General features: G+C 64.2%; 20 protein-coding genes. 11 read left to right on the forward strand and 9 right to left on the reverse strand.

From position 1 onward, the window contains the following. Nucleotides 1-63 precede the first annotated feature (63 nt). Entirely contained in the window at nt 64-1995 is a 1932-nt protein-coding gene (locus Q3Y64_RS14560) for a YhgE/Pip domain-containing protein (protein ID WP_303562905.1), read from the reverse strand. A 164-nt stretch (nt 1996-2159) separates the two neighbouring features. Next, nucleotides 2160-3383 (reverse strand): uracil-xanthine permease family protein, encoded by a 1224-nt coding sequence (locus Q3Y64_RS14565; protein ID WP_101944166.1) that lies wholly within the window; start codon nt 3381-3383, stop codon nt 2160-2162. A gap of 299 nt (nt 3384-3682) precedes the next feature. Between Q3Y64_RS14565 and Q3Y64_RS14570 the strand changes: the two genes are divergently transcribed. Then, on the forward strand, nt 3683-4801 hold the full coding sequence (locus Q3Y64_RS14570; protein ID WP_158239271.1) for an ROK family transcriptional regulator: 1119 nt from the start codon (nt 3683-3685) through the stop codon (nt 4799-4801). 1 nt (nt 4802) lies between these two features. Here the strand turns inward: Q3Y64_RS14570 and Q3Y64_RS14575 are convergent, their stop codons facing one another. Both Q3Y64_RS14575 and Q3Y64_RS14580 read right to left on the reverse strand, forming a co-directional pair. After that, nucleotides 4803-5132 (reverse strand): DUF3301 domain-containing protein, encoded by a 330-nt coding sequence (locus tag Q3Y64_RS14575; RefSeq protein WP_303562908.1) that lies wholly within the window; start codon nt 5130-5132, stop codon nt 4803-4805. After that, the gene (locus Q3Y64_RS14580) at nt 5129-6103 is read right to left on the reverse strand and encodes a DMT family transporter (protein ID WP_303562910.1); all 975 of its coding nucleotides are present in this window, start codon (nt 6101-6103) and stop codon (nt 5129-5131) included. The genes Q3Y64_RS14575 and Q3Y64_RS14580 overlap by 4 nt, the downstream gene beginning before the upstream one ends. Nucleotides 6104-6237: 134 nt before the next feature. On the opposite strand from Q3Y64_RS14580, the gene Q3Y64_RS14585 reads away from it, so the two are divergent. After that, entirely contained in the window at nt 6238-7152 is a 915-nt protein-coding gene (locus Q3Y64_RS14585; protein ID WP_101944163.1) for a hypothetical protein, read from the forward strand. Between the two features lie 12 nt (nt 7153-7164). Here the strand turns inward: Q3Y64_RS14585 and Q3Y64_RS14590 are convergent, their stop codons facing one another. The 3 genes from Q3Y64_RS14590 to Q3Y64_RS14600 are packed head-to-tail and all read right to left on the reverse strand — an operon-like array spanning nt 7165 to nt 9889. Next, nucleotides 7165-7989: an NAD-dependent protein deacylase gene (locus tag Q3Y64_RS14590; protein ID WP_303562913.1), complete on the reverse strand. Its 825-nt coding sequence runs from the start codon at nt 7987-7989 to the stop codon at nt 7165-7167. After that, on the reverse strand, nt 7989-9329 hold the full coding sequence (locus tag Q3Y64_RS14595) for an MATE family efflux transporter (protein WP_303562915.1): 1341 nt from the start codon (nt 9327-9329) through the stop codon (nt 7989-7991). Before Q3Y64_RS14595 ends, Q3Y64_RS14590 begins: the two co-directional genes overlap by 1 nt. Beyond that, a complete protein-coding gene (locus tag Q3Y64_RS14600; RefSeq protein ID WP_101944161.1) occupies nt 9326-9889 on the reverse strand; it encodes a hypothetical protein in 564 nt (187 codons plus the stop codon). Before Q3Y64_RS14600 ends, Q3Y64_RS14595 begins: the two co-directional genes overlap by 4 nt. Nucleotides 9890-10083: 194 nt before the next feature. On the opposite strand from Q3Y64_RS14600, the gene Q3Y64_RS14605 reads away from it, so the two are divergent. Then, entirely contained in the window at nt 10084-10581 is a 498-nt protein-coding gene (locus Q3Y64_RS14605; protein WP_101944160.1) for a Dps family protein, read from the forward strand. Between the two features lie 58 nt (nt 10582-10639). On the opposite strand, the gene Q3Y64_RS14610 is transcribed toward Q3Y64_RS14605, so the two are convergent. Continuing rightward, the gene (locus tag Q3Y64_RS14610; protein WP_101944159.1) at nt 10640-11101 is read right to left on the reverse strand and encodes an Lrp/AsnC ligand binding domain-containing protein; all 462 of its coding nucleotides are present in this window, start codon (nt 11099-11101) and stop codon (nt 10640-10642) included. Between the two features lie 183 nt (nt 11102-11284). Here Q3Y64_RS14610 and ald point away from each other — a divergent pair, with 183 nt between their 5' ends. The 6 genes from ald to map all read left to right on the forward strand — a co-directional run bounded on the left by ald (nt 11285) and on the right by map (nt 21144). Then, the gene (gene ald, locus Q3Y64_RS14615) at nt 11285-12400 is read left to right on the forward strand and encodes an alanine dehydrogenase (protein WP_303562919.1); all 1116 of its coding nucleotides are present in this window, start codon (nt 11285-11287) and stop codon (nt 12398-12400) included. A gap of 137 nt (nt 12401-12537) precedes the next feature. Further along, nucleotides 12538-14871, forward strand: a complete 2334-nt coding sequence (locus Q3Y64_RS14620) for a Tex family protein (RefSeq protein WP_303562921.1) — start codon at nt 12538-12540, stop codon at nt 14869-14871. A gap of 211 nt (nt 14872-15082) precedes the next feature. Next, nucleotides 15083-17233 (forward strand): glycoside hydrolase family 28 protein, encoded by a 2151-nt coding sequence (locus Q3Y64_RS14625; RefSeq protein WP_303562923.1) that lies wholly within the window; start codon nt 15083-15085, stop codon nt 17231-17233. Nucleotides 17234-17478: 245 nt separating this feature from the next. Further along, the gene (locus Q3Y64_RS14630; protein ID WP_303562925.1) at nt 17479-19875 is read left to right on the forward strand and encodes a methyl-accepting chemotaxis protein; all 2397 of its coding nucleotides are present in this window, start codon (nt 17479-17481) and stop codon (nt 19873-19875) included. A gap of 232 nt (nt 19876-20107) precedes the next feature. Then, nucleotides 20108-20332, forward strand: a complete 225-nt coding sequence (locus Q3Y64_RS14635; RefSeq protein ID WP_101944154.1) for a ParD-like family protein — start codon at nt 20108-20110, stop codon at nt 20330-20332. Beyond that, nucleotides 20329-21144 carry a type I methionyl aminopeptidase gene (gene map / locus Q3Y64_RS14640; protein WP_101944153.1) on the forward strand — a complete coding sequence of 272 codons (816 nt, stop codon included), beginning with the start codon at nt 20329-20331 and terminating at the stop codon, nt 21142-21144. The genes Q3Y64_RS14635 and map overlap by 4 nt, the downstream gene beginning before the upstream one ends. A 126-nt stretch (nt 21145-21270) precedes the next feature. Here map and Q3Y64_RS14645 read toward each other — a convergent pair whose 3' ends face one another. Continuing rightward, complete coding sequence (locus Q3Y64_RS14645) at nt 21271-22173, reverse strand: LysR family transcriptional regulator (RefSeq protein WP_303562929.1); 903 nt, start codon at nt 22171-22173, stop codon at nt 21271-21273. A 144-nt stretch (nt 22174-22317) separates the two neighbouring features. Here Q3Y64_RS14645 and Q3Y64_RS14650 point away from each other — a divergent pair, with 144 nt between their 5' ends. Beyond that, nucleotides 22318-22677 (forward strand): HPF/RaiA family ribosome-associated protein, encoded by a 360-nt coding sequence (locus tag Q3Y64_RS14650; protein WP_303562931.1) that lies wholly within the window; start codon nt 22318-22320, stop codon nt 22675-22677. Between the two features lie 81 nt (nt 22678-22758). Further along, nucleotides 22759-23235: a hypothetical protein gene (locus Q3Y64_RS14655; RefSeq protein ID WP_101944150.1), complete on the forward strand. Its 477-nt coding sequence runs from the start codon at nt 22759-22761 to the stop codon at nt 23233-23235. The last annotated feature ends 204 nt before the right edge of the window (nt 23236-23439 follow it).

The following is a 23439-nucleotide window of genomic DNA, read 5'->3' on the forward strand; positions in this document are numbered from 1 at the left end:
GCTTACGGTTGGGTTTGGGGCAAGTTGAGATGATGGGTCCGAAGGTCTGCCTGATGTCCCTTGTCAAATATCGACTGCCGGCCGCACAGCGCTCGGGCAGGTGAAGCGCCAGCGCGCAAAGCGGCTGGCCAGCACGGCGCACAGCAGGCTGCAGAGCGCCAGTTGCAGCACCGGCGCCTGCCAGGCTCCGGCATAGGCGCCGAACAGGCTGGCCTTGAGGGCCCGTACGGTCCAGGTCACCGGCAGCCACGGGCTGATGCTCGCAAACAGGCCTCCGTTGAGCTCCACCGGCAACACGCCGCCGGAGCAGGAAAGCTGCACCGCCAGCAAGAGCATGGCGATGGCCTTGCCGGCGTCCCCGAAGGCCAGGGTCAGGGCGAACACGATCAGCAGGAAACACATTGCTGCCAGTGCCAGGGTCAGGGCGAAGGCGGCTGGCTGCTGGATGTCGACCCGCAGCAGGCTGTGCAGGGCCATGCCTGCGACGAGCGCCTGGGCCAGCACCACGCCTGCCGGCAGGGCGAGCTTGCCGGCAAGGCGGGCCGGCCGGCTGAAGGCCTGCGCTTCCTGCGGTAGCACTCGGGCGTGGAGTAGGAAGGCCGCGATCCCGGCACCCAGCCACAGCGCGGCGGCGAGCACATTGGGGGCGAAGCTGCTGCCGCTGTTGGCGACCGGGGCTACGCGTTCCACCCGTGGCTCTACCGAGCGTGCCAGCCCGAGCGGATTGCCGGCGGGCCAGGGCAGGCTGGCGGGCAGCGCGCTGGCCAGCTGCTCGATGCCGACGGCCAGGCGCTGCGCACCACCGGCGACCTGGCGACTGGCACCGGAAACCCGCTGCACGCCGTGGCTTAGCTGGCCGGCGCCACTGGAGAGTTCGTCGAGCTGCTGATCCTGGGGCAGCACCCGCACCATGGTCTGGATGCCGCTGCCCACTTGCTGCATGCCCTGGGTAAGGGCGTCCACGCCGCTTCTGAGCTGCAGGGCTCCGTCGGTCAGGCGCTGCTCGGCTTCGGTGGCGGCGGTCAGGCCGTGATCGACGCGCGACAGGCCGCCAGCCAATTGCGCCACGCCCTGGCTAACGCTGGTCGGGATGAACAGACTCTCTTCGAATTCATCCTTGAAGGCCAGCAAGCCGGAGTTGAGCTGGCTGGCACCGCGCTGCAAGGCGAAGAGTCCGTTGCCGAACTCCTCGTGACTGCTGGCCAGCCGTTCGGCGCCACTGGCAAGGCGCTGCAGCTCGGTGCTCGGTGGCAGGGCTGCGTCCATGGTCTTGAGGCCGCTGCCGAGTTGCTTCACGCCGGAAGTGAGCTGCTCCACGCCAGCGTTCAGGCGGCTACCGCCAAAAGCCAGATCCTGTGCTCCGCTGGCAGTTTGGCCGGCCCCCTGGCTGAGTCGCCGGGCGCCTTCGCGCAGGCTCTCCATGTGCTGGCGGAATTCGCTGAAGCGCAGGTGCGCCTCCTGCGCTGTCGCAATTACGCGCAGCCAGCGCTGAGCATTGAGTTCTTCATTGATCTTGTGGCCGAGGGTTTCGGCGAAGTGGCGGGCGAGCAGCGCGCCCTGATAGTTGTTGCCTTCCGAGGCGTGGATCAGCGGTTGCCCGGCACCGGGCTGGCTGCCTGGCAGGCTGGCGGCACTGAAATCGGCTGGCAGGATCAGTGCAAAGGCTAGCTGACCGTTGCGTACGCGGGCGAGGGCGGCTTCAGCATCCGGCATTTCGAGATAGCCGAAGCGCCCCTCCGCACGCAGTGCGGCCACGATTTCCTGACCGAGATTGATGCTGTGCCCCTGCAGGGACGCGCCACGATCGAGATTGACGAGCGCCACGCGCAACTCGCCGGTGTGGGCACCCGGATCCCAGACGCTGGCAAGGTAGATCACCAGATACAGTGCCGGGATCACCATCACCACGGCAGCGGCCAGCAGCATGCGCGGGTAGCGGGTGAAGAAGCACAGCTCGATGCGGGCGAGAGCGAGGGTTTGGGTGAGCAGATTCATGATCGGCAGCCGGGGGGCGGAGACAGAAGCGGGGCGTCGCCATGCGCAGGCGTCTGGTTTGCTAACGACCCTGGCGGCTTTGCCCTGAAGCGCACCGAGGGGCTGCCCGAAGGACAAGAAAAAGCCCCGCACGCGGCGGGGCTTGAGGGGCAGGCTGTGCCGGCTTAACTACGCGGCTTGGGCAGCAAGAGGTTCAGCACAATGGCGACTACACCGCACAGGCTCACGCCCTGCAGCACGAAACTGCCGATTTCCACACTGAAGGCGCCGATGCCCAGCACCAGTACGGTGGATACGATGACCAGATTGCGCGGCTGTTCCAGATCGGTGCGAGCGCTGATCAGGGTCTTCAGGCCGATGGCGGCGATCGAGCCGAAGAGCAGGATCATGATGCCGCCCATTACCGGTGCCGGGATGGATTGCAGGATGGCGTTGAACTTGCCGACGAAGGCCATCGCGACTGCGAGGCCGGCCGCCCAGGTCATGATCACCGGGTTGAAATTGCGGGTCAGCGTCAGTGCGCCGGTCACTTCGGCATAGGTGGTGATCGGCGGGCCGCCGACCAGGCCGGCAAACAGCACGCCGAGGCCGTCACCGGCGAGGGTGCGATGCAGACCCGGCTGTTCGGTGTAATCCTTGCCGGTGATGCCGCCCACGGCGATCACGTTGCCGACGTGTTCGATGGCCGGCGCCAGCGCGACCGGCAGCATGAAAAGTACGGCCGAGAGGTTGAATTCAGGTGCCACGAAATTCGGCAGGGCGAACCAGGGCGCGGCCGCGATCTTGCCGAAATCCACATAGCCCAGGACGGCCGCCAGAGCGTAGCCGACGCCCACACCGATCAGGATCGGGATCAGTTTGAGGAAGCGATGGGCGAAAATCGATACGATGATGGTGGTGCCCAGCGACACGGCGGCGAGCAGCAGCGAGGGGCCGTAGCCGATCGGATTGTCCTTGCCCATGGCCATGTTCACCGCCACGCCGGCCAGGGCGAGGCCGATCACCATGATGATCGGACCGATCACGACCGGTGGCATGAACTTGTGCACGATGCCGGCGCCGTGGCGGGCAATCAGGCCGGCAAAGATGAAGTACATCACGCTCACACAGGCCAGTGCGCCCATCGTGGCGGGCAAGCCCCAGTGCTGGGTGGCATAGATGATCGGGGCGATGAAGGCAAAGGAAGAGCCGAGGAAGATCGGCACCTGGCGGCGGGTGACCAGCTGGAACAGCAGGGTACCCACCCCGGCGCCGAGCAGGGCCATGCTCGGATTCAGGCCGGTCAGCAGGGGCACCAGGACCAGTGCGCCGAAGGCGACGAAGAGGATCTGGGCCCCGGAAATGGCTTGGCGCCAGACCGGTCCGTTGTGGGAGGGGGTGTCTTGCATGCTGGGCTTGCTCCTGTAAAAAAACGCGGCTGCAACCGCGAGTGGAGGGGGATAGTGCGAAAGGCTGCGAATTGTTTGCGATTTTGCCAAAAAAATCAGTATCTTCAGTTCAGCGTGAAGGCAAGTTCTGAGCGAATGCAAACGGGTGTGACATGTTTCGTGGCGGATGATAAGTTGCCGCCCTTTCGGGCAAGGTAGTGTGAAACAATCGGCCGGAAAACAAAAAAATTACATGGCTTGGAGGCAGATCAAAGATGGCAATAACAGGTGACCAGCGGCTCCTTAAAAGGATCAACCGCATGGCCTTGGTCCGGTTGGTGCGCGCGCGCCCCGGGCTCTCGCGTGCAGAACTGGCGGTGGAGACCGGGCTGACCAAGTCCACCGTGAGTCTGCTGGTGCAGGAACTGGTGGACGAGGGCTGGCTGCGCGAGGAGGAGGTGCTGGTCACCGGTGCCATCGGCCGCCGCCCGACCCCGCTGCGTATCGACGGGCGCCGTCTGGCCCTGATCGGTGCGGAGCTGGCGGTGGGCAAGCTGTGCGTGCTGGGCATGTCGCTTGATGGCGAGGTACTGCACCGCTTGGAGGAGAGCTTCAGCAGCAGCGAGCGGCCGGGCGAAATTCTCGGCACGCTGGCCGGCATGCTGGCCGACATGGTGGGCTGCCTGCGTGGCGAGGGGCGTGGCCTGCTCGGTATTGGCGTGGCCCTGCCAGGTGCCGTGCAGGAAGCGGATGGCCTGCTGGTGGTGGCGCCGAACCTGGGCTGGCGCAATGTGCCGGTGCGCGACGAATTGCTGCGCGTGCTGGGCAGCCGTGGCCTTGCTGACCTACCGCTGTGGGTGCAGAACGATTGTGATGTGGCCGCACTGGGCGAAGTGGAGTTTGCCGCCGGTGAGATGGGCGATCCGCTGCTCTTCATCGGCCTCGGCATCGGTGTGGGCGCCGGTGTGGTGGTGGGCGAGCGCCTGCTGCTGGGCCGCCGCGGCTTTGCCGGCGAGGTCGGGCACATCCAGCTGCAGGCCGATGGCCCGCTCTGTTCCTGTGGCCGGCATGGCTGCGCCGAATCCTATTTCGGTCTGCAATCGCTGGCCAATGCGCAGCACTGCAGCGTGCCCGAGCTGTTCGAGCGAGCCCGCAATGCGGATCCGGAAACCGTTAAGGCGCTGCAGACCGCAGGCCAGCGCCTGGGCCTGCTGATCCACAATCTGTGGACCACTCTGGACCCGGCCATGATCGTGCTGGGCGGCTCGGCCACCGAGCTTGGGCAGGCCTTCCTGAACTCGGCGCGGCGCAGCTTCGACGCTCTGGCGCAGGCCGCTGGCCTCGAAATGCCGGTGCTGCAGCACGCGCGCTTCGGTGCCCAGGCGGTGCCGGCCGGCGCCGCGGCGCTGGTCTTGCACAAGCTGTTGTTGCCGCTCTGAATCAGTGCAGCATCGGTCCCGGTGATCTTGTCGCCGGGCTGAGCTGCAGGAGCACCACTTCACGATCCTGCAGCACGACCAGGCCCGGCTGGCGATCATCGCCGGTGAGGCTGTATTCGAAGGTGTAGCTGCGCTGCAAGGTCAGCCGGCCGGCAGCATTCCGCACCCAGCGCAGGCCGCGCTGAGCCACGCTGTCGTCCAGAAACTGCAGGTTCTCGCGGGCGCAGGCGGCCCGTGCTGCGGCTACGCCGAACTCGCGCGCATGCGCCGAATCCTGCCAGTACCAGCCGAGCGCACACAGCGCCAGCAGAGCGATAAGGCTTTCAATCATGTCTTGTCTCCAGTGCGTCCGGAATTCTGGCAGGCATGCACGCCGGCCAGCACACCGCTGATCAGCAGCAGGATGCCCGTGGCGGTCAGCAGGCCCGGCGCTTCGCCGCGCCACAGATAGGCATAGAGCAGGGCGGCGAGGGTTTCGAAAACGATCAGCTGGCCGCTCAGGGTAGTCGGCAAGAGGCGGCTGGCGCGATTCCACAGCAAGGTGCCGAGCCACGAGGCGAGCAGGCCGATGGCCAGCATCAGGCCCACATAGAGTGCCGGGCGCGGGCCCAGAGGCTGGCTGAAGCTGGCTCCGCCGACTTGCCACCCCAGGCTGCCAGCCATGCCCAGCAAGGCCAGCGGCAGGGTGGCAAGGCCCTGGGCGGTGGCCCAGGTGCTGGAGGCGAGCGCTGGGTGACGCTTGAGCCAGCGCGCATTGCGCAGCGGATACCAGGTCCAGCAAGCCAGGGCCGCCACGGCCAGGATCAGGCCGCTGCCGAGCGGGCCGCTGCCGAGCGGGCCGCTGCCGAGCGGGCCGCTATCGCCGGCGGGCAACTCATGCAGGCGGGCCAGCAACAGGCCGCTGCCGATCAGCACCAGGGAAGGCAGCAGACGCAGCCAGGGCAGGCGCTCGCGCAGGTTGGCAACGATCGCAATCACCAGTGGCAGGGTGCCGATGATCAGCGTCGGCAGGGGCACGCCACTGCGCTGGATGGCGGCAGCCAGACACAGGTAGTAGAGGATGTTGCCGATCAGGGCCAGCTCGAAGGCGGCCAGCCAGTCCGCCCGGCTGAGGGGCGCGAGGCGGCGGCGGTCGCGCCAGGCGAGCGGCAGGCACACCAGACCGAAAGCGAGATAGCGGCCGAAGGCGAGCAGGGCGGGCGGATAATCGGTGAGGATCGCCGGAGTGATGAACACCAGGCCCCATAGAACGCCGGCACCCAGCGCACAGAGGAGGCCCTGGAACAGGGAGGATGCGGGCATCGGCCGAGTATAGCTGCAGCGCCTCTGTGTGACTCAGTGTGGCAAAGTTGGCAGCAATACAACGCTGCCTGCTGCCCACCTTGCGAAACACAGTAGAGTTACGCCCGCATGAATCTGGCGGTAGAAGCGGCACCATGAACGAAGACACTCCCTGCGGCACGAAGCGGATCATCGACGGCGTCGAGCGGGTCTATTACTACGGTTACTGGATCAAGACCTACGAGGCCCCGGCGAGTACGCTGGACGCCAAGAAGCGCCTGATCGAGGCCCTCACGCGGCGACTGTTCAACCACGTCGAGCACGGCATCAACATCCCGGGCCGGCGCCTGGGTGAGGCGCGTGCGGCTTTCGAGGCCGAGACCGATCCGGAACTCAAGCGTGTGAAGGGCGCCATGCTGGCGGGCGCGCTGTTCAACCGCGCCACCGACATCTTCACCAAGCTGGTCGATCTGCAGGCGGTGGGCGTGGAGATCGCTACCGACAACGCCCTGATGCGCGAATGTGGCCGCTGCCTGCAGGATGCGCTGCAACTGGGCCGCACAGTGCAGCACCGCAGCGGCGATGAAGGCATCGACGAGCTGTGGGGCGAGCCTTTCAAGGCTTTCTCGATTCCGGTCGAGGCCTTCTACGAGAGTCGCTACAACAAGATTGCGGCGGCGATGCGCGATATCGATGCGATCGCCAATGCCCTGTCGGCCAGTTTTGTCGATCGTCCGATGTTTGCCGGGGTGGACAAGCTGGCGGCCGCATACGCGGAAACGGCTCGCATCAAGAGCGAGGTGTTACGCACCGATGCCGACATTTTCGATGTGTGGGCGCGGTTCGCGGTTGCCGGCGAGCGCTTGTGGGATTTCAGCCCGGTCCTGCCCGAGTATGCCAATGAGCGCGTGGTGCTGGAGGCCGAGCATGGCGTGCGCCTGATTCGCCAGGCTCGCGACCTGATTTCGGACATTACCCGCGCCCGCGTGTCGATGCCCAAGAGCACCGAGGAATTCGCCGAGCGCTGCGCCGAGTTTGCGCGCCGCAACCTGCGCCAGGACCCGCTCTGAGCCGCGTTTCGCTCAGGGCTGTGGGGCTGCGCGTGAGGCGTGCGCCGCATGGCGTGCGACCGACACTGCCTGCCACAGCCGCTCCAGTGCGGCGGCCGCGCCGCAGCGCCAGCGCACATTGGCGTGGCGGCTCACTTCCGTATCGCCCGGATTGATCTCCACCGCCAGCGCGCCGAAATGGCGGGCCGCCGTGAAGGGCTGGGCGATGTAGGGGAAGACGCTGGTGGTGCCGATCGAGAACACCAAGTCGAAACCCTCCTGCAGGACCTTTTCCAGACGCTGGATGGCCGGGCGCGGCAGCGCTTCGCCAAACAGCACCACGGCCGGGCGCAGATGCCCCAGGCAGTGCGGGCAGGGGGGCGGCAGCTGCCTGAAGCGGCTGTAGTCGGCCACGGTTTCGTGGTGGCTGCAATGCACGCATTCGAGTTCGAACAGATCGCCGTGGATCTCGATCAGGTCGCGGCTGCCGGCCTGACGGTGAAAACCGTCGATGTTCTGAGTCAGCACCGTGGTCGGCACCACCTCCTGCATTGCCGCGATCACCTTGTGGGCGGCGTTGGGGTGCGCGCCGCGGCAGTTGGCCTCAATGGCGGCCAGATGTTTCCAGGTGATGGAGGGCTCGGCCTCCATGACTTCGCCGGACAGTGCCACCTCGATCGGTAGGCCGTCGTCGGTGTGCTGGTCGTTGTAGAGCCCGCCGATGCCGCGATAGGTGGGCAGGCCCGAGTCCGCCGAGATGCCGGCGCCGGTGATGACCAGCACACGCTTTGCTGCCAGCAGGCGGGTGACCACGGTATTCAGATCCGGCAGGTCCAGCGTGTCATGCAGCGGATTCATCAGGCTCTCCTTTGCAGCGCGAATGCGAGCATGGCGCCGAACAATACGCTGGCCAGCCCGGAGGAAGCGACAGCGGCAATCCAGAAGCCGGCCAGGCCCAGCGGCGCGCTCCAGCCGTGATAGCACAGCCACCAGCCGCCGGCGAGGCCAACGCCCCAGAAGCTCAGGATGTGGCCCAGCATCGGCAGGGTGGTGATCTTCAGGCCGCGCAGGGCCTGGGCAGCGATGGTCTGGGCGGCGTCGCAGAACTGGTACAGCGCGATCAGCACTACCAGGCCCAGCGCCATGGCCTGCACGGCCGGGTCCGGCACGAAACCGCGCACCAGCGGCCCGGCGAAGAGCCACAGCAGCAGGCCAATCACGCTGGAGATGCTGCAGCCCAGGAAAAGCCCGGTCAGCGCAGTGCGCCGCACGCGCGGCCAGTCCTGCGCGCCGGCGGCCTGACCCACCAGCGCCAGGGTGGCAATCGAGATCGAGAGCGGCAGCATGTAGCAGGTGCCGGCGAAGTTCCCGAGCAGGCGGTTGGCGCCGATGGCTTCCGCGCCGAGCGAGGCGACCAAGAGGCCGATCAGCGCGAAGCTGCTCATCTCGACAAACATCGACATGCCGATCGGCAGGCCCAGCTTCAGGTGCTCGGCGAGTTGGGTCAATTGCGGGCGCTGCCAGCCGCGCAAGAGATGCAGCTCGCGACTCACCTTGGAGCGGGCCAGATAAAGCAGGCCGGCCACTGCCAGCAGAGTGGTGTTGATCGCCACTGAGGCCGCGCAGCCCACCGCACCGAGCGCTGGCAGGCCCAGCCAGCCGAAGGCGAGAGCGGGCGCCAGCAGGGCGTGGCTGACGGCGTTGGCCAGCCCCAGGAACATCAGCGCGCGCGGCCGCCCGAGAGCGTTGAGCATGCCGCCGCAGGCGCGATAGATCAGGGTGCCGGGCAGGCTCAGGGCGAGGATGAAGAGATAGGCGCGGGTGCGCTCGGCCACTTCCGGGCTCACCGCGTTCATGCGCAGCATCCAGCCCGGCGTGGCCAGAATCGCGAAGCAGCCCAGCGCCAGCAGCGCGCACAGCATCAGGCCGTGCTGGAAGGTGGCGGGCAGGCGGTCGAATTGCCTGGCGCCGACCTGATGCGCGGCGATCGGCGTGAGCCCCTGCACCACGCCGGCGGCGGCCAGCATCACCGAGATGTAGAGACCGGCGCCGATGCCTACGGCGGCCAGATCCACCGTATTCACGCGCGCGCTGATCAGGGTGTCGACCAGCGTGGTGCTCATCGAGGCGAGCTGGGCGATCAGGATGGGGCCGGCATGGGCGAGGATCGCCCGATACAACGAGTTACTGCGGCTCATGCCGCAGCCGTTGTCGTAGCTGTGCGGTGGGCGCGCCACTTGCCGCGCCAGTAGAGGCCCGCCAGGAAGGCGAGGGTCGCGGCACCCATGAACCAGAAGGCAACCGCCTGCCAGAAACCATAGGGGTCAGAGGCCAGCGGGTATTGCTGGCCCAGACCGCGAAAGCCGATGTAGCCGGTAAGAATGGCTTTGACGGGCGGGTAAAGTGCGGCCAGCGCTGGAAGGAAGCTCAACAACAGGGCGAAGCTGATCGCCAGCGTATCGCTGAAGGGCTGTTGGCGGCTGCGCGGGGCGAAGCGCGCTTCGACGCGCAGGAACAGGGCGGCCAGGCCACAGGCCAGAAAGGCCAGCGGGCCGGCAGCGAGGATCAGCCCCCAGAGGCCGGCCATCAGCATGAAACTTCCGGAGCCGAGGGTGATCAGAAAAGACCACAAGGGCTTCATGAAGAGTACGCAGGGCAGGGTCAGCAGCAGAGCCAGCAGGGCGAAAAGGCCCCAGCGGCGGGATTTGCGCAGCAGCAGGTCGCCGCGCAGGGAGATGGGCAGGGCGGTGTCGGTCATCCCGCAAGTGTACGTGTCAGCATGGGTTGCAGGGAAGGGCAGCGTCTGGCTGCACTGCCGGATGGCGGCAGGCTATGCTGATGTTGCTATTTTGTAATTGGATCAAAAACCTTTTCTGCGATAGTGTCTTCATATCGGCACCGGCCGTCTGGTCGGTGCCCCCGGTTTCCCTTCAATCACTCAGGAGTTCTGCCATGAAAGCCAAGAAAAGCACGTCCGTGAGCAAGATCGATATCGGCATTTCCGAGAAGGACCGCGTTGCGATTGCAGGCGGCCTCTCCAAACTGCTTGCCGATAGTTTCACCCTCTACCTGATGACCCACAACTTCCACTGGAACGTGACCGGGCCGATGTTCAACAGCCTGCATGTGATGTTCATGGGCCAGTACACCGAGCAGTGGAATGCGCTGGATATCATCGCCGAGCGTATCCGGGCCCTGGGTGTGAAAGCCCCGGGTAGCTATGCCGATTACGAGAAGCTGACCACCATTCCCGCTGTGAAGGGCGAACCCAAAGCCATGGAAATGGTGGCCCTGCTGGTCGCCGCGCAGGAAGCTACTGCCCGTACCGCGCGTGGTTTGCTGGAACTGGCTGACAAGGCTAATGACCAGCCGACCATGGATCTCTTGACCCAGCGTCTGGATCTGCACGAAAAGACGGCCTGGATGCTGCGCACCCTGCTCGAAGAGTGAGCCGGCAAGCTAGCTGAAAAGGCGCTCCTGCGGGAGCGCCTTTTTTATGTGTGCTGCGTCAAACCGGCAGCTCGGCAGATTCCTTGATTTCTTCCATCACCACATAGCTGCGGGATTCCACAGCCTTCGGCAATTTGAGGAGGATGCGCCCGAGCAGGTCGCGATAGTCGCGCATGTCCGGAATGCGCGCCTTGATCAGGTAATCGAACTCTCCAGCGACAAGATGGCATTCAAGCACTTCTGGCACGAAGCTCAGGGCTTGCTTGACCGAGTCGAAGATCTCGGCGGATTTCTGCGCCAGACGCAATTCCACGAAGACCAGCACACGCAGCCCGAGCGCCTCGGGGTCGATCCGGGCGTGGTAGCCGGTGATGACCCGGCTGCGTTCCAGACGCTTCACCCGCTCGCTCACCGGGGTGGCCGATAGCCCCACGCGCTGGGCCAGCTCAGTGATCGGCAGGCGCCCTTCGCGTTGCAGGACGGCGAGAATTTTGCGGTCAGCCTTGTCGAGTTCGATCATTCACTGCTTACCTGGTTGTTAGGGCAAATTGTGCTATGTATTCACTGCGAATCACCAATATTAAAGCGATATTCACTTGAGTGGTGTTCCTAAGATTGACCTATCGACTGAAGCAATTCTGCGCGGCCGAAAGAGACTGATCTGATAGGCAGGCAGTCATCGTGAGCAACTGGGAGAGACATCATGCGGGTAGGCGTAGCGAGGGAAATCAAAAACCATGAATACCGGGTCGGCCTCACGCCGGCCTCGGTGCGCGAGCTGGTCGCGCAAGGACATGAACTACTGGTGGAGCAATCTGCCGGCCTCGGCATCGGCGCGACGGATGCGGACTATCAGGCGGCCGGCGCACGAATTGTTTCCACCGCTGCCGAGCTGTTTGCCACGGCGGACATGATCGTCAAGGTGAAGGAGCCTCAGCCGGCTGAGTGCGCCATGTTGCGACCGGGCCAGATCCTGTTCACTTACCTGCACCTCGCACCGGATCCCGAGCAAGCCAAGGCGCTGCTGGCCAGCGGCGCAATCTGTGTGGCTTACGAAACTGTGACCGCTGCGGATGGCAGCCTGCCGCTGCTGGCGCCAATGTCTGAAGTGGCCGGGCGCATGAGTGTGCAGGCCGGCGCGCACTGCCTCGAAAAAGCTCAGGGCGGGCGCGGCGTGCTGTTGCCGGGCGTGCCGGGCGTGTTGCCGGGCAAGGTGGTGATCTTGGGCGGTGGCGTGGTCGGCAGCAATGCGGCGCTGGTGGCAGCCGGCATGGGGGCAGATGTGACTGTGGTGGATCGCAGCCCTGCCGTGCTCAAGCGTGTCGCCGCTCAGTTTGGCACCGCGGTCAAAACCCTGCACTCGACGCGCGAGGCGCTCGAAGCCGCTGTTTGCGCAGCCGATCTGGTGATCGGTGCGGTGCTGGTGCCGGGCGCTGCGGCGCCGCGTCTGATCAGCCGCGAGCTGCTCAGCCGCATGCAGCCGGGCTCGGTGATTGTCGATGTGGCCATCGACCAGGGCGGCTGCTGCGAGACTTCGCATGCCACCACGCATGCCGAGCCGACCTATGTGGTGAATGACGTGGTGCACTACTGCGTGGCCAACATGCCTGGCGCGGTGGCCCGCACTTCCACCTACGCGCTGAATGCTGCGACCCTGCCTTTTGCCATTGCATTGGCTGGCAAGGGTTGGAAGCAGGCCTTGAAGGACGATGTCCATCTGCGTCACGGCCTGAACGTGTGCGAAGGCAAGCTGACCTGCAAGGAAGTGGCTGACGCGCTGGTGCTGCCGTATACGGCTGCCGAAAGCGTGCTGCAGTAAAGCCTGATGCTGGGGGCGACGGCTGCGTCGCTCCCGCGAGGATGTGGCCGCCGGGCCGAGGAATGCCCGCCCGGCTTGCCCACCGGCGCTGGCTTGGGCATAGTCGCGCCTCCCTTGTTTTCAAGCGCGTCTGCCTCATGCTGCCCTCGATCGAACTTCGCATTGCCTCCGAACTCGCCGCCCAGCCGCGTCAGGTCATCGCCGCCATCGAGCTGCTCGACGGCGGGGCCACGGTGCCCTTCATCGCGCGCTACCGCAAGGAAGTCACCGGCGGGCTGGACGACACCCAACTGCGTACGCTGGAAGAGCGTCTGGGCTATCTGCGTGAGTTAGAGGAGCGGCGCGGCGCGGTGCTGGCGAGCATCGAGGAGCAGGGCAAACTGACGCCGCAACTGCGCGCCGACATCGAGAACGCCGAATCCAAGCAGCGTCTTGAAGATTTGTATTTGCCCTACAAGCAGAAGCGCCGCACCAAGGCCCAGATCGCCCGCGAGGCCGGCATCGAGCCGCTGGCCGATGCGCTGCTGAGTGATCCGACCCAGAAGCCGGAAGAAGTCGCCGCGCAATACCTGAATGTGGAGGCCGGTTTTGCCGACGCCAAGGCGGTGCTGGATGGCGCGCGCCAGATCCTGATGGAGCGCTTCGCCGAAAACGCCGAGCTGGTCGGCAGCCTGCGCGAATACGTCAGCGAACACGGCCAGGTGCGCGTGACGGTGGCCGAGGGCAAGGAAAACGATCAGGAAGCCGCCAAGTTCCGCGACTATTTCGCTTACAGCGAGAAGCTCGGCAACATCCCCTCGCACCGCGCGCTGGCCCTGTTCCGTGGTCGCAATGAAGACTTCCTGCGCGTCAAACTCGCCTTGGATACTGACCCGGAAGACGGCTCGCGCTCGGCTGAGCCGAACCCCTGCGAGCGCAAGATCATGGTCGCCGCTGGCATCAAGGATCAGGGCCGTGCCGCCGACAAATGGCTGGTCGATACCGCGCGCTGGACCTGGAGCGTGAAGCTGGCACTCTCGATGGATCTGGACCTGATGGGCAAGCTGCGCGAGCGCGCTGAGGAAGAGGCGATCCGCGTCTTCGCCCAGAACCTGAAGGCCCTGCTGCTCGCCGCGCCGGCCGGCGCGAAAACGACTATGGGTCTCGACCCCGGTATCCGCACCGGCGTGAAAGTGGCGGTGGTGGATGCCACCGGCAAGCTGCTGGAAACCGCCACGGTTTATCCGCACGAACCGCGCAAGGACTGGGACGGCGCACTGCATACGCTGACGAAGCTGGTCGAGAAGCATGGCGTGCAGCTGATCGCTATCGGCAACGGTACGGCCAGCCGCGAGACCGACAAGCTGGCGGGCGAAGTGATCAAGCGCGTCAGCAGCAACACAAGTGCGGCCAAGGTCACCAGCATCGTCGTTTCCGAAGCCGGCGCCTCGGTGTATTCGGCCTCTGAACTGGCCGCCAAGGAATTTCCGGAGCTGGATGTGAGCCTGCGCGGAGCAGTGTCCATCGCCCGCCGTTTGCAGGACCCGTTGGCTGAGCTGGTGAAGATCGAGCCGAAAGCCATCGGCGTGGGCCAGTACCAGCACGATCTGAATCAGTCGAAGCTCGCCAAGTCGCTCGACGCGGTGGTGGAAGACTGCGTGAACGCCGTGGGCGTGGATGTGAACACCGCCTCCGCCGCGCTGCTCACGCGCATCTCGGGGCTGAATACCACGCTGGCGCAGAACATCGTCGCGCATCGCGATGCCAACGGCGCCTTTGCCAGCCGCGCTGCACTCAAGAAAGTGCCGCGCCTGGGCGACAAGACCTTCGAACAATGCGCGGGCTTCCTGCGCGTCACCGACGGCAGCAACCCTCTGGACGCTTCGGCGGTGCACCCGGAAGCCTATCCGGTGGTCGAGAAGATTCTGGCCGACGTGCAGAAGAAGGCACGCGAGCTGATCGGTGATTCGGTCACCCTGAAGAATCTGGATGCGCGCAAATACACCGACGAGCGCTTCGGTCTGCCCACTGTGCAGGACATCCTGCGCGAGCTCGACAAGCCTGGCCGTGATCCGCGTCCCGAGTTCAAGACGGCTTCTTTCCGCGAAGGCGTGGAGTCGCTGAAGGATCTGGAGCCGGGCATGCAGCTCGAAGGCGTGGTGACCAACGTCACCGCCTTCGGCGCCTTCGTCGATATCGGCGTGCATCAGGATGGGCTGGTGCATATCTCGGCGCTGTCCAACCGCTTCGTGAAAGATCCGGCCGAGGTCGTGAAGGCCGGCGATATCGTCAAGGTGAAGGTGGTCGAGGTTGATCTGGCGCGCAAACGCATCGCGCTGACCATGCGGCTGTCGGACGAAGTGGTGCGCAAGCCGGCGGGTGAGCAGCCCGGCCGCGATGCGCCACGTGGCAGGCCGCAGCAGGCAGCCCGGCAGGAAAAGGTGCCTGCCAATAATGCGCTGGCGGCCGCCTTTGCCAAGGCGCGGCGCTGAAAGATCTCAAGCCGGATAAGCAGAAATACGGACTATCGTCCCCCGCTGTTTAATGTAGCCTTTCAACTAATTATTGGCTGGTTTTCGGGGGAGTCGCGCAAGGTTTGTATCGCGCGATTTGGAGGCGTATCAGGGGTTCTTGCGGCGGCAGTTTTTCGGTGTTCCGAAGGCCTGTGCTCAGGTGGCTCCTGGCTGCAATCGGGAGTGAGACATGAAAAACAAAGGGATGCCGGCAGGGGCCGCAGCACTCATCTGTGCGTTGGTATTGGGCGCTTGCGGGGGCGGTGGTTCAGATGCTGGAGGTTCCAGCGCAGGCACGAATAGCGGTGCAGCGGGGGCGTCCTCGGGGGCGGCTGTCAGCAGCGCGAGCAGTAGTGCCGCAGCGTCGGGGGCGAGCAGCCAGTCGGCTTCCTCTGCGGCGAGCGTGGCGGCTTCGTCCGCAGCCGTGAGCAGCGGCGCGAGCGGTGAGAATCTGAGTCTGCAGGTGCCGCCGCTGGCCTATGACGACAGCAGTCTGACCCTGGTGTGGAAGAAGCCGGCGGACTACAGTGCCCTGGCTGATTTCAACGTCTACATGAACGGCAGCAAGCTGGGCAGCGCCGCTGCCAACAACACGCTCAACTCGCCGGCCAAGCCCTATATCGACCAGTTTTACGCGGCCGATACGGCGGGTTTTCACGTCAAGGTACTGTTCCACAACTTCAAGGTTACGGGCCTTGCACCGGACACGGCCTACACTTTCACCGTGCGCGCGGTGGATGCGGCGGGCAAGGAGTCAGCCGACAGTCAGCCGCTCACGGTGCGCACGGCACCCGCCTATACGCGGATTTATGACGTCTCCAAACTCGGTGCGATGGGTGATGGCACGACGCTTAACACCAGCGTCATCCAGGATGCCATCGATACCTGCGCCGCCGGTTCAAGCTCCGCTTACGGCTGCAAGGTGCTGATTCCGGCGGATGCGGCCAGTGGCAAGATCTTCCTGACCGGGGCCTTGTTCCTCAAGAGCAACATGACGCTGGAGATCGCTGAAGGCGCCACCCTCAAGGGGTCGGCGGACTCGGCGGATTATCCGCTCGCCAAGGGCTATCAGCTCTACAGCTATTTCACTAACAGCACTGATGATCGTCGTCCTCCGTCGCTGCTCAATGCCTTGAATCCTGCGCACATGAACGGTACTGCAGCACTTGTCGACCACAATGGTTACGACGAAACGCGCGGCGTGTTCCAGAACATCCGTATCACCGGCAAGGGCACGCTGGATGGCAATGGCTGGACCCGCTCTGCCACCGACACCACCGATGAGCTGGGCAAGGGCCTTGCCAATTTCGCCGGTGGCAGTGCCAGCAAGGTGGCCTCCCTGGGCATCCTTGCCAAGAGCCAGCTGGCGGCTACCGGGGCGACGGTAGGCAGCACGGCGCACGATAACTACTACAGCAATCGTCGCTCCAGCCTCGCCACCTTCCGCGGGGTGCGCAACATCTATCTGGGCGAGCTGAAGCTGACTAATCCTGCCTATCACGGCGTCATGTTCCTGGAGAGCGAGAACATGGTGTTCGCCAATACCGTGACCCAGACCTTCGACATCAACAATGCTGATGGTGTCGAGTTCGGCAATAGCGACAATGCCTTCGTGTTCAACAACTTCGTCGATAGCGGAGATGACAACATCAACTTCGCGGCTGGCCAGGGCAAGAACTACGAGGGTGTCACGTCGCAGCAGAATGCCTGGATCTTCAACAACTATCTGCGCGAAGGGCATGGCGGGGTGGTGGCGGGTAGCCATACCGGTGCCTGGATCCAGGACATCCTGGCCGAAGACAACGTGATGTTCCTCACTGACAACGGCCTGCGCATGAAGAGCACGCCGGCTACCGGAGGCGGCGCGCGTCGGGTGGTGTTCCGCGACAACGCCATGCGCAACGTTGGCACCAAGAATTCGGTGACGATCAGTGGCCGCACGCTCAGCAACAATACCAACGGCAATCCCTTCATCTTCACCCTGGCTTACTCGGCGGGCAGCAATGTGTTCGACAAGGCCAGTGCCTCGGCGCAGTTCCGCGACATCACGATCCGTAACGTGACGGTGGATAACGTCAGCACCAGCAGCGGTGGCGCCATGATCAAGGTGGATGGCTATGACGGGACCGACGCCACGCTGGGCTACGCGGAGACCTTCCAGGAGAACATCCTGTTCGACACGGTGAAGATCACCAATGCCCTGCCGATGAGCATCAGCCGCCTCAAGGATAGTCGCTTCACGAACGTGACGATCACCAACTGGGGCACGGCCACCACCCCTTGGGCGATCGCGAACTCCAGCGGCTTGACTTACTCCGGCGTGACACCTGCCGTGCCCTGAGCCCGCAGCATCTGCCCATCCGAGCCCCGCCCCACCGCAAGGTGGCGCGGGGCTTTTGCTTGTGAGGGCAGGTCTTCCTGAGTGCCTGGGGGCGCTGCAAGGCGGTTCAAGTTCGTGCCGGCTGCGTCCGTTATTTCCAGAGTGGGGCGCCGTGCTGCCCGGCCTGCTATGCGACAGGCGTGTGGCACGCGTGCCACGGCCACCAGCAGGGGCAGGCGGGCCGGCTTGAGTACAGGACTTTGAACATGGTGACGAACAAGAAACCGGTGGCCTATCTGGCGCGCGAGATGGGCGGCGGGGGCATGCCTGACCAATTGCTGGACGGCATTCTGAACGCCACCGAGAAACAGGGGCAGCATCTGGCCGTGTTCCGTGGCGGCTATCTTGGCAAGGATGCTGGCGCGGCGATCTACGATCTGATCGGCCCGGCCTATCAAGGCGTGATTTCCTGGGCCTCGTCGGATGCCGACAAGATCACCAGCAGCTATTACGAGCGCTACGGGAAACTGCCGGTGGTGACCCTGACCCTGCCAGTGCCCGCGCGCCCGGTGGTGACGATCGACAGCTATGCCGGTATGCGCCTGATGCTCGATCACATGATCCAGCATCACGGCAAGCGTCGCCTGGCCTTTGCACGCGGCCCTGAGAGCCATCCTTACGCGCGCGAGCGTTATCAGGCCTATCAGGATGTGCTGCGCGAGACGGGGCTCTCGGCGGATCCGCAACTGGTGTCGCCCTGCCTGACCTGGGGCAAGGATCAGGGCGAGATCGTGGTGCGTCTGCTGATCGACGAGCGCAAGCAACGCCCTGGGGCGGACTGGGATGTGCTGGTCTGCGTGAATGACAACATCGCCATCGGCGCGATCGAAGCGCTCCAGGCGCGCGGCATCCGGGTGCCGGAGGATGTAGCGGTCACCGGCTGCAACGATGCTTTCGAGGCCCGTACGGTGACGCCGCCGGTGAGCACAGTGGCTCTGCCGGGGGATGCGCAGATCGCCAAGGCGCTGGATCTGGTCAATGAACTGGCTTCCGGCGGGCGGGCCGGGAACGAGGCCAAGCTGCCGGCGCGGCTGGTGCTGGCGCAGTCCTGCGGCTGCTCCTCGCACAATGTGCAGACTGCACTCTCCGGCCTCAGTGCGGCCGGTCAGCCCTTCGGACTGCTGGCGCGGGCGAAGGCGCTGCTGCGCATGTTTGGCTTCTTCAGCCAGGCGAGTGCGGTCGAGACCATGTGCGCTGCCGTGGATCTGGGGCCGGAAGCCTCGGAGGCTCGCAAGTCGGTAGTCCGCCAGCAGGCTGAAGCGCTGGTGGAGGCCTTCGCCAAGGAGTTTGCCTGGAGTCGCCACCGTGGTGCTTTCATCAAGGCCCTGAATGTGGCGGCCAAGGCTTTTGCCGACAACAAGCTGCAGATAGAGGATCTGCACAACTGCATCTCCGCCTTGCGCAGTCGCCGCCTGCCGAGCCTGTGGTGGCGCGGGCGCATGATTCGCGCCGAGGATATCTGGAGCCAGGGGAGGGTTGCCCTGAGTGAAGCGGCAACCCGCATCCGCGCTGCCGCCAATCTGCGTGCCGTGGCTCAAGAGCGGGCGATCAGCCAGCTCGGCGCCAAGCTGGTCACGACTCACGAGATTCCGGCCATCGTCAAACTGCTCGAGCAGGATATTCCCAAGCTGGGCATCCCTGCCTTCTGCCTCGCCGTGTATGAAGGTGGGCCCGGCTGGGACCACAAGAGCATTCCCTCTCAGCTCAAGGTGCTGACCTCTTTCGGCAAGTTCGGCAAACGCTTCGAGGGCAGCAAGACCAGCCTGGCCTGCGAAGCCCTGTTGCCGGAGTTGCTGGCGGGTAGCAATGAGCGCCTCGCGGTGATGGTGATGCCGCTGCATTTCACCGAGACCCAGATCGGCCTTGCCGTGTTCGGTGTGGGCCCGCGTGATGGTGGTGTTTATGAAGCCATCAAGATCCAGCTTTCTAGCTCAATGTTTGGCGCCTTGTTGCGCCAGACGCTGTCCAGCACCCTGGGCATGCTTGAGGAGAAAGTGGCCGCAGTGTCGGTGAATTCCGAAGAAATCAATCACAGCGTGCAGGGCGGCTCGGACGCCATGGAAGGCGTGGCCAGCGCCATGCATGGCATCGCCCAGCATATCCGCGAGGTGATGGATGTGATCCGCAAGGCAGTGGATCTGACCGCCGCGGCCAATCGCGACATGGCGACCCTGCGCGCGCAGTCCGGCGAGATCACCAAGATCCTTGGCCTGATCACCGAGATTGCCGAGCAGACCAATCTGCTCTCGCTCAACGCTGCCATTGAAGCCGCCCGGGCGGGCGAGGCCGGGCGTGGTTTCGCCGTGGTGGCGCAGGAGGTGAAGACCCTGGCGATGAACACCGTGACCTCCTCGGCCAGCATCCGTGCGATGGTCGGCAATGTGCAGGAGAGCACTCAGCTGGTGGTGGGGTCGATGTCCGGCATCAGCGAGATCATGAGCAAGGTGTCGGAGCTGGCTGCCGGGATTTCCAGTTCGATCGTCGAGCAGGAGCAATCGGCAGGGGAGGTCTCTTCGATTCTGGTCGAGGCTGCACTGGGGACTGAAGGCATTGCCAAGGTGCTGGCGGAACTGGATGCAGTGAACAAGAGCGCACAGTTCTGAGACGCTACTCACGATCTGGCTGCGAGGCCGTGATCAGGGCTCAGGCGCTGCTCGGCATCCTCATTTATCAACATAAACTCCGGTTCCTGCGCTTCCACAGCCTCGCCTCTGCTGACGGCCTCTCGCTCTAGATCGTGAACAACTTCTGAGGCCCGCCGGCTGCTCTGTCGGCAAGCCCCGAACGATCTGGTAATATACGGTTTGTATATAAAACATATATCCGGAGCCGCTAGTGGGAATCGTCAAAATCTCGGAGCAGATGCATGAGAATCTGCGTCTTACCAGTGGGGCCCTGAGCCGCTCCATCAATGCCCAGGCTGAGCACTGGCTGCGGGTGGGCATGCTGGCGGAGCTGAATCCGAATCTGGCTTACGCAGAGATCTGTCAGCTCCTGATCCAGGCTGAGCAGCAAAGCGTGAGTGAGCTGATGGCAGCCGTTCCGGCGAGGGCAGCATGAAAGCTTCGAAATTTGTGACTATCCGGACGCCTGCCGAGATCGCTCTGGCACGTGAGGCCGGGAAGCTGGCCGCCGATGTCCTGCAGATGATCGGCGAACATGTGCGGGCAGGCGTTACCACCGATGAGCTGGACCGCCTCTGCCACGACTACATCGTCGATGTGCAGAAGGCGATTCCGGCCAATGTCGGCTACCACGGCTACACCAAGACCATCTGCGCTTCGGTGAATCACGTGATCTGCCACGGCATCCCGTCCGACAAGGTGCTGAAGAACGGCGATATCGTGAATATCGATGTGGCCATCATCAAGGACGGCTGGTTCGGCGACACCAGCCGCATGTACTACGTGGGTGAGCCTTCCATCCTGGCCCGGCGCCTGGTTCGCACCACTTACGAGGCGATGCGCGCTGGCATCCAGCGTGTGCGTCCTGGCGCGACCCTGGGCGATGTGGGCTATGCAATCCAGAGTGTGGCCCATCGCGAGGGGTTCAGCGTGGTGCGCGAATACTGTGGCCACGGTATCGGCGATATCTATCACGATGAGCCTCAGGTGCTGCACTATGGCCGACCCGGTGAAGGCCTCGTGCTGAAGTCCGGTATGGTGTTCACCATTGAGCCGATGATCAACGCCGGCAAGGCGGCCACCACGCTGCTGCCCGATGGCTGGACGGTGGTGACCAAAGACCGCTCCCTTTCTGCACAGTGGGAGCACATGGTGGCGGTGACTGATGATGGCTTCGAAGTGCTCACGCCTTGGCCGGATGGCTATGGCGACTATTCGCCGATCCAGTCCGCGGGTGTGCCAGCCTGAGCGTGCAGCATTGGCCGGGCCGGGATTGAAGCATGGCCTCATGGGGGCGGCCTCAGGCCGCTTCTGACCCGCTGTCATGATTTCACCCGCTTGCCCGGCAGGAAGCCGCTTTGCGGCGCAAAGCTTTCAATCCAGCGGATACAGTCCCTCGCGGGCTGTGCGCACGATGGCCTCGGCACAAGGATGGCTGATCCGCTTTTGTACCGTGATGGCGTAGCAGGCCTGCTCGATGCCTTCTGCCACGCCAATCAACTCCACCCCGAGTTGCTGACAGAGCATGTCCTTGAGCACCATCGGGGCCGGAAAAATGCCGCGCCCCTTCCCGCCGAAAGCGGCCAGCATGCCTGCGTCGTCAAACTCGGCGACGATGCGAGGACGGATCTTGTGCATGCTGGCCCACTGACGGAACTGACTGCTGACGGCGGAATCCTCCCCCAGCAGCAGGAGCGGCATGGCATGCAAGCGTTGCGGGAAAGGCTGTTCGCGGCAGCGTTCGGCAAGTTCCGGGCGAGCGAAAAAACCCATCTTCGAGGCGCCCAGGCGGTGGCTCCAGGCTTTTACGCTCAAGCCCTGCGGTACCGGGGTATCGGCCAGTACCAGATCAAGCCGGTGCAGGGCCAGCTCGGAGAGCAGGCGATCGATTCGCCATTCGCGGCAGATCGTGCGCACCGGTACATCCATGGCCAGCACCGGCTCCAGCAGGCGCTCGGCAACGGCATTGGGGATGGCATCCGAAATACCCACCCGGAACTCCATCGGCATGCCTTCTGCAGCCTCGCTGGCGAGCTGCTCCTGCAGTTCTGAGCCGAGCGAAAAGATCTCTTCCGCATAACCCAGCGCCATCCGACCGGCCTCGGTGAGCGCCAGCTTGCGCCCGTCCTTGCGGAACAGGGCCTTACCCAGACGCTCTTCGAGCAACTTGATCTGTCCGCTGACAGTCTGCGGCGTGGTATTCAGCGCCTCGGCTGCGCGCAGCACACCACCGCAGCTGGCTACCTTCCAGAAGTAGTGCAGATGCTTGTAGTTCATGCGCTCATCGGCTCCTTTAAATGTTCGGTAAAACCGAATATAAAAGCATATATATTCGAATATACAGGATGGTACGGCGTCTCTAAAGTGGCTCCATCGCTGATGCGAACAGCGATACAAGCCAAGCTATCAAGGAGACGCATCATGAAACTGGCCATCAAGAAAATCAGCGGCACCCCGCTTGATCATGCCGTCATCGCCCATATCGAGCGCCGCGCCGAGTTCGCGCTGGCGCGCCTGAAGCTGCATGTGCAGCAGGTCCAGGTAGGGCTGATCGATCTCAATGGCCCGCGCGGCGGGATAGACAAGTGCTGCCAGGTTCAAGTGAAGCTGGCGGGCGAGCCAGCATTGGTCGTGGCAGAGACCAGTGAAGATTCCTATGCCGCGATCAACCGCGCATTCAGCGTGGCGAGCCATCTGGCGGCGCGCCGCATTGAGCGTCGCAGTCACCGCCGTCACCCGGAGATGAGCGAGATGCTGCAGGTGCCGGCCATCGTTGGCTGAGAGCGCCGGCGTAGCGCACCGCCGCTCCGGGTGCGCTGCGCACTTCGCTCCTCTAAGGCGAGGAAACACAGGAGAACAATAATGAACCCTTATCCGATTGATAGCCCGCATGCTGTGGTGCGCCTTCTGGCGCTGGCGGTGACCATTGACGGCGTACCCTCCGATGCCGAGCTGCGCACGCTGGAGCAGCGCGGTGTGCTGCAGGCCCTGAGGCTTAGCCGCGACGATTTTGATGATGTGATGGACGCATTGTGTGCGGATTTACGCCAAAGCACCCCGACGGACCGGCGCGGGTTCAGATCCCTCGGACGCTCCCAGATTCGCGCCATGCTCGACGAGATCCAGGCCCCGGCCTTGCAGCGCGAAGTAGCGGCCCTGCTGTTTGATATCTTCAGCAGCGACCATCGTCTGGTCCGCGCGGAATCCATCTTGTTGTGGGATGCGCTCGATCACTGGGGCCTGCATCTGCGTGAAGTGAGCGGCCTGATCCGCAGCTCGGCCAGCAGCTCGCGCCTGCTTGATGAAGCCTGTTTCACTCGGCGGGTGGTGCCGGTCTAGCAGGGCTGGTGGTGCAATGAAAAACGGCGACCTTATGGTCGCCGTTGCTGTTTCAGGTGAGTGCTGATTGGAAGATCAGAGGCAGCTCAGGCTGATGCTGTTGATGTAGACCGCTGAGGAAGAGTCGGTGCGGATCTGCAGGAAGGAACCGCCCGTGTAGCTTGCGTTGTCGAGCTTCCAGGTGAAGGTGTTGTCTCCAGCCAC

The sequence above is a fragment of the Uliginosibacterium sp. 31-12 genome (assembly GCF_030548425.1).
In the GTDB taxonomy this organism is placed as follows: domain Bacteria; phylum Pseudomonadota; class Gammaproteobacteria; order Burkholderiales; family Rhodocyclaceae; genus Uliginosibacterium; species Uliginosibacterium aquaticum.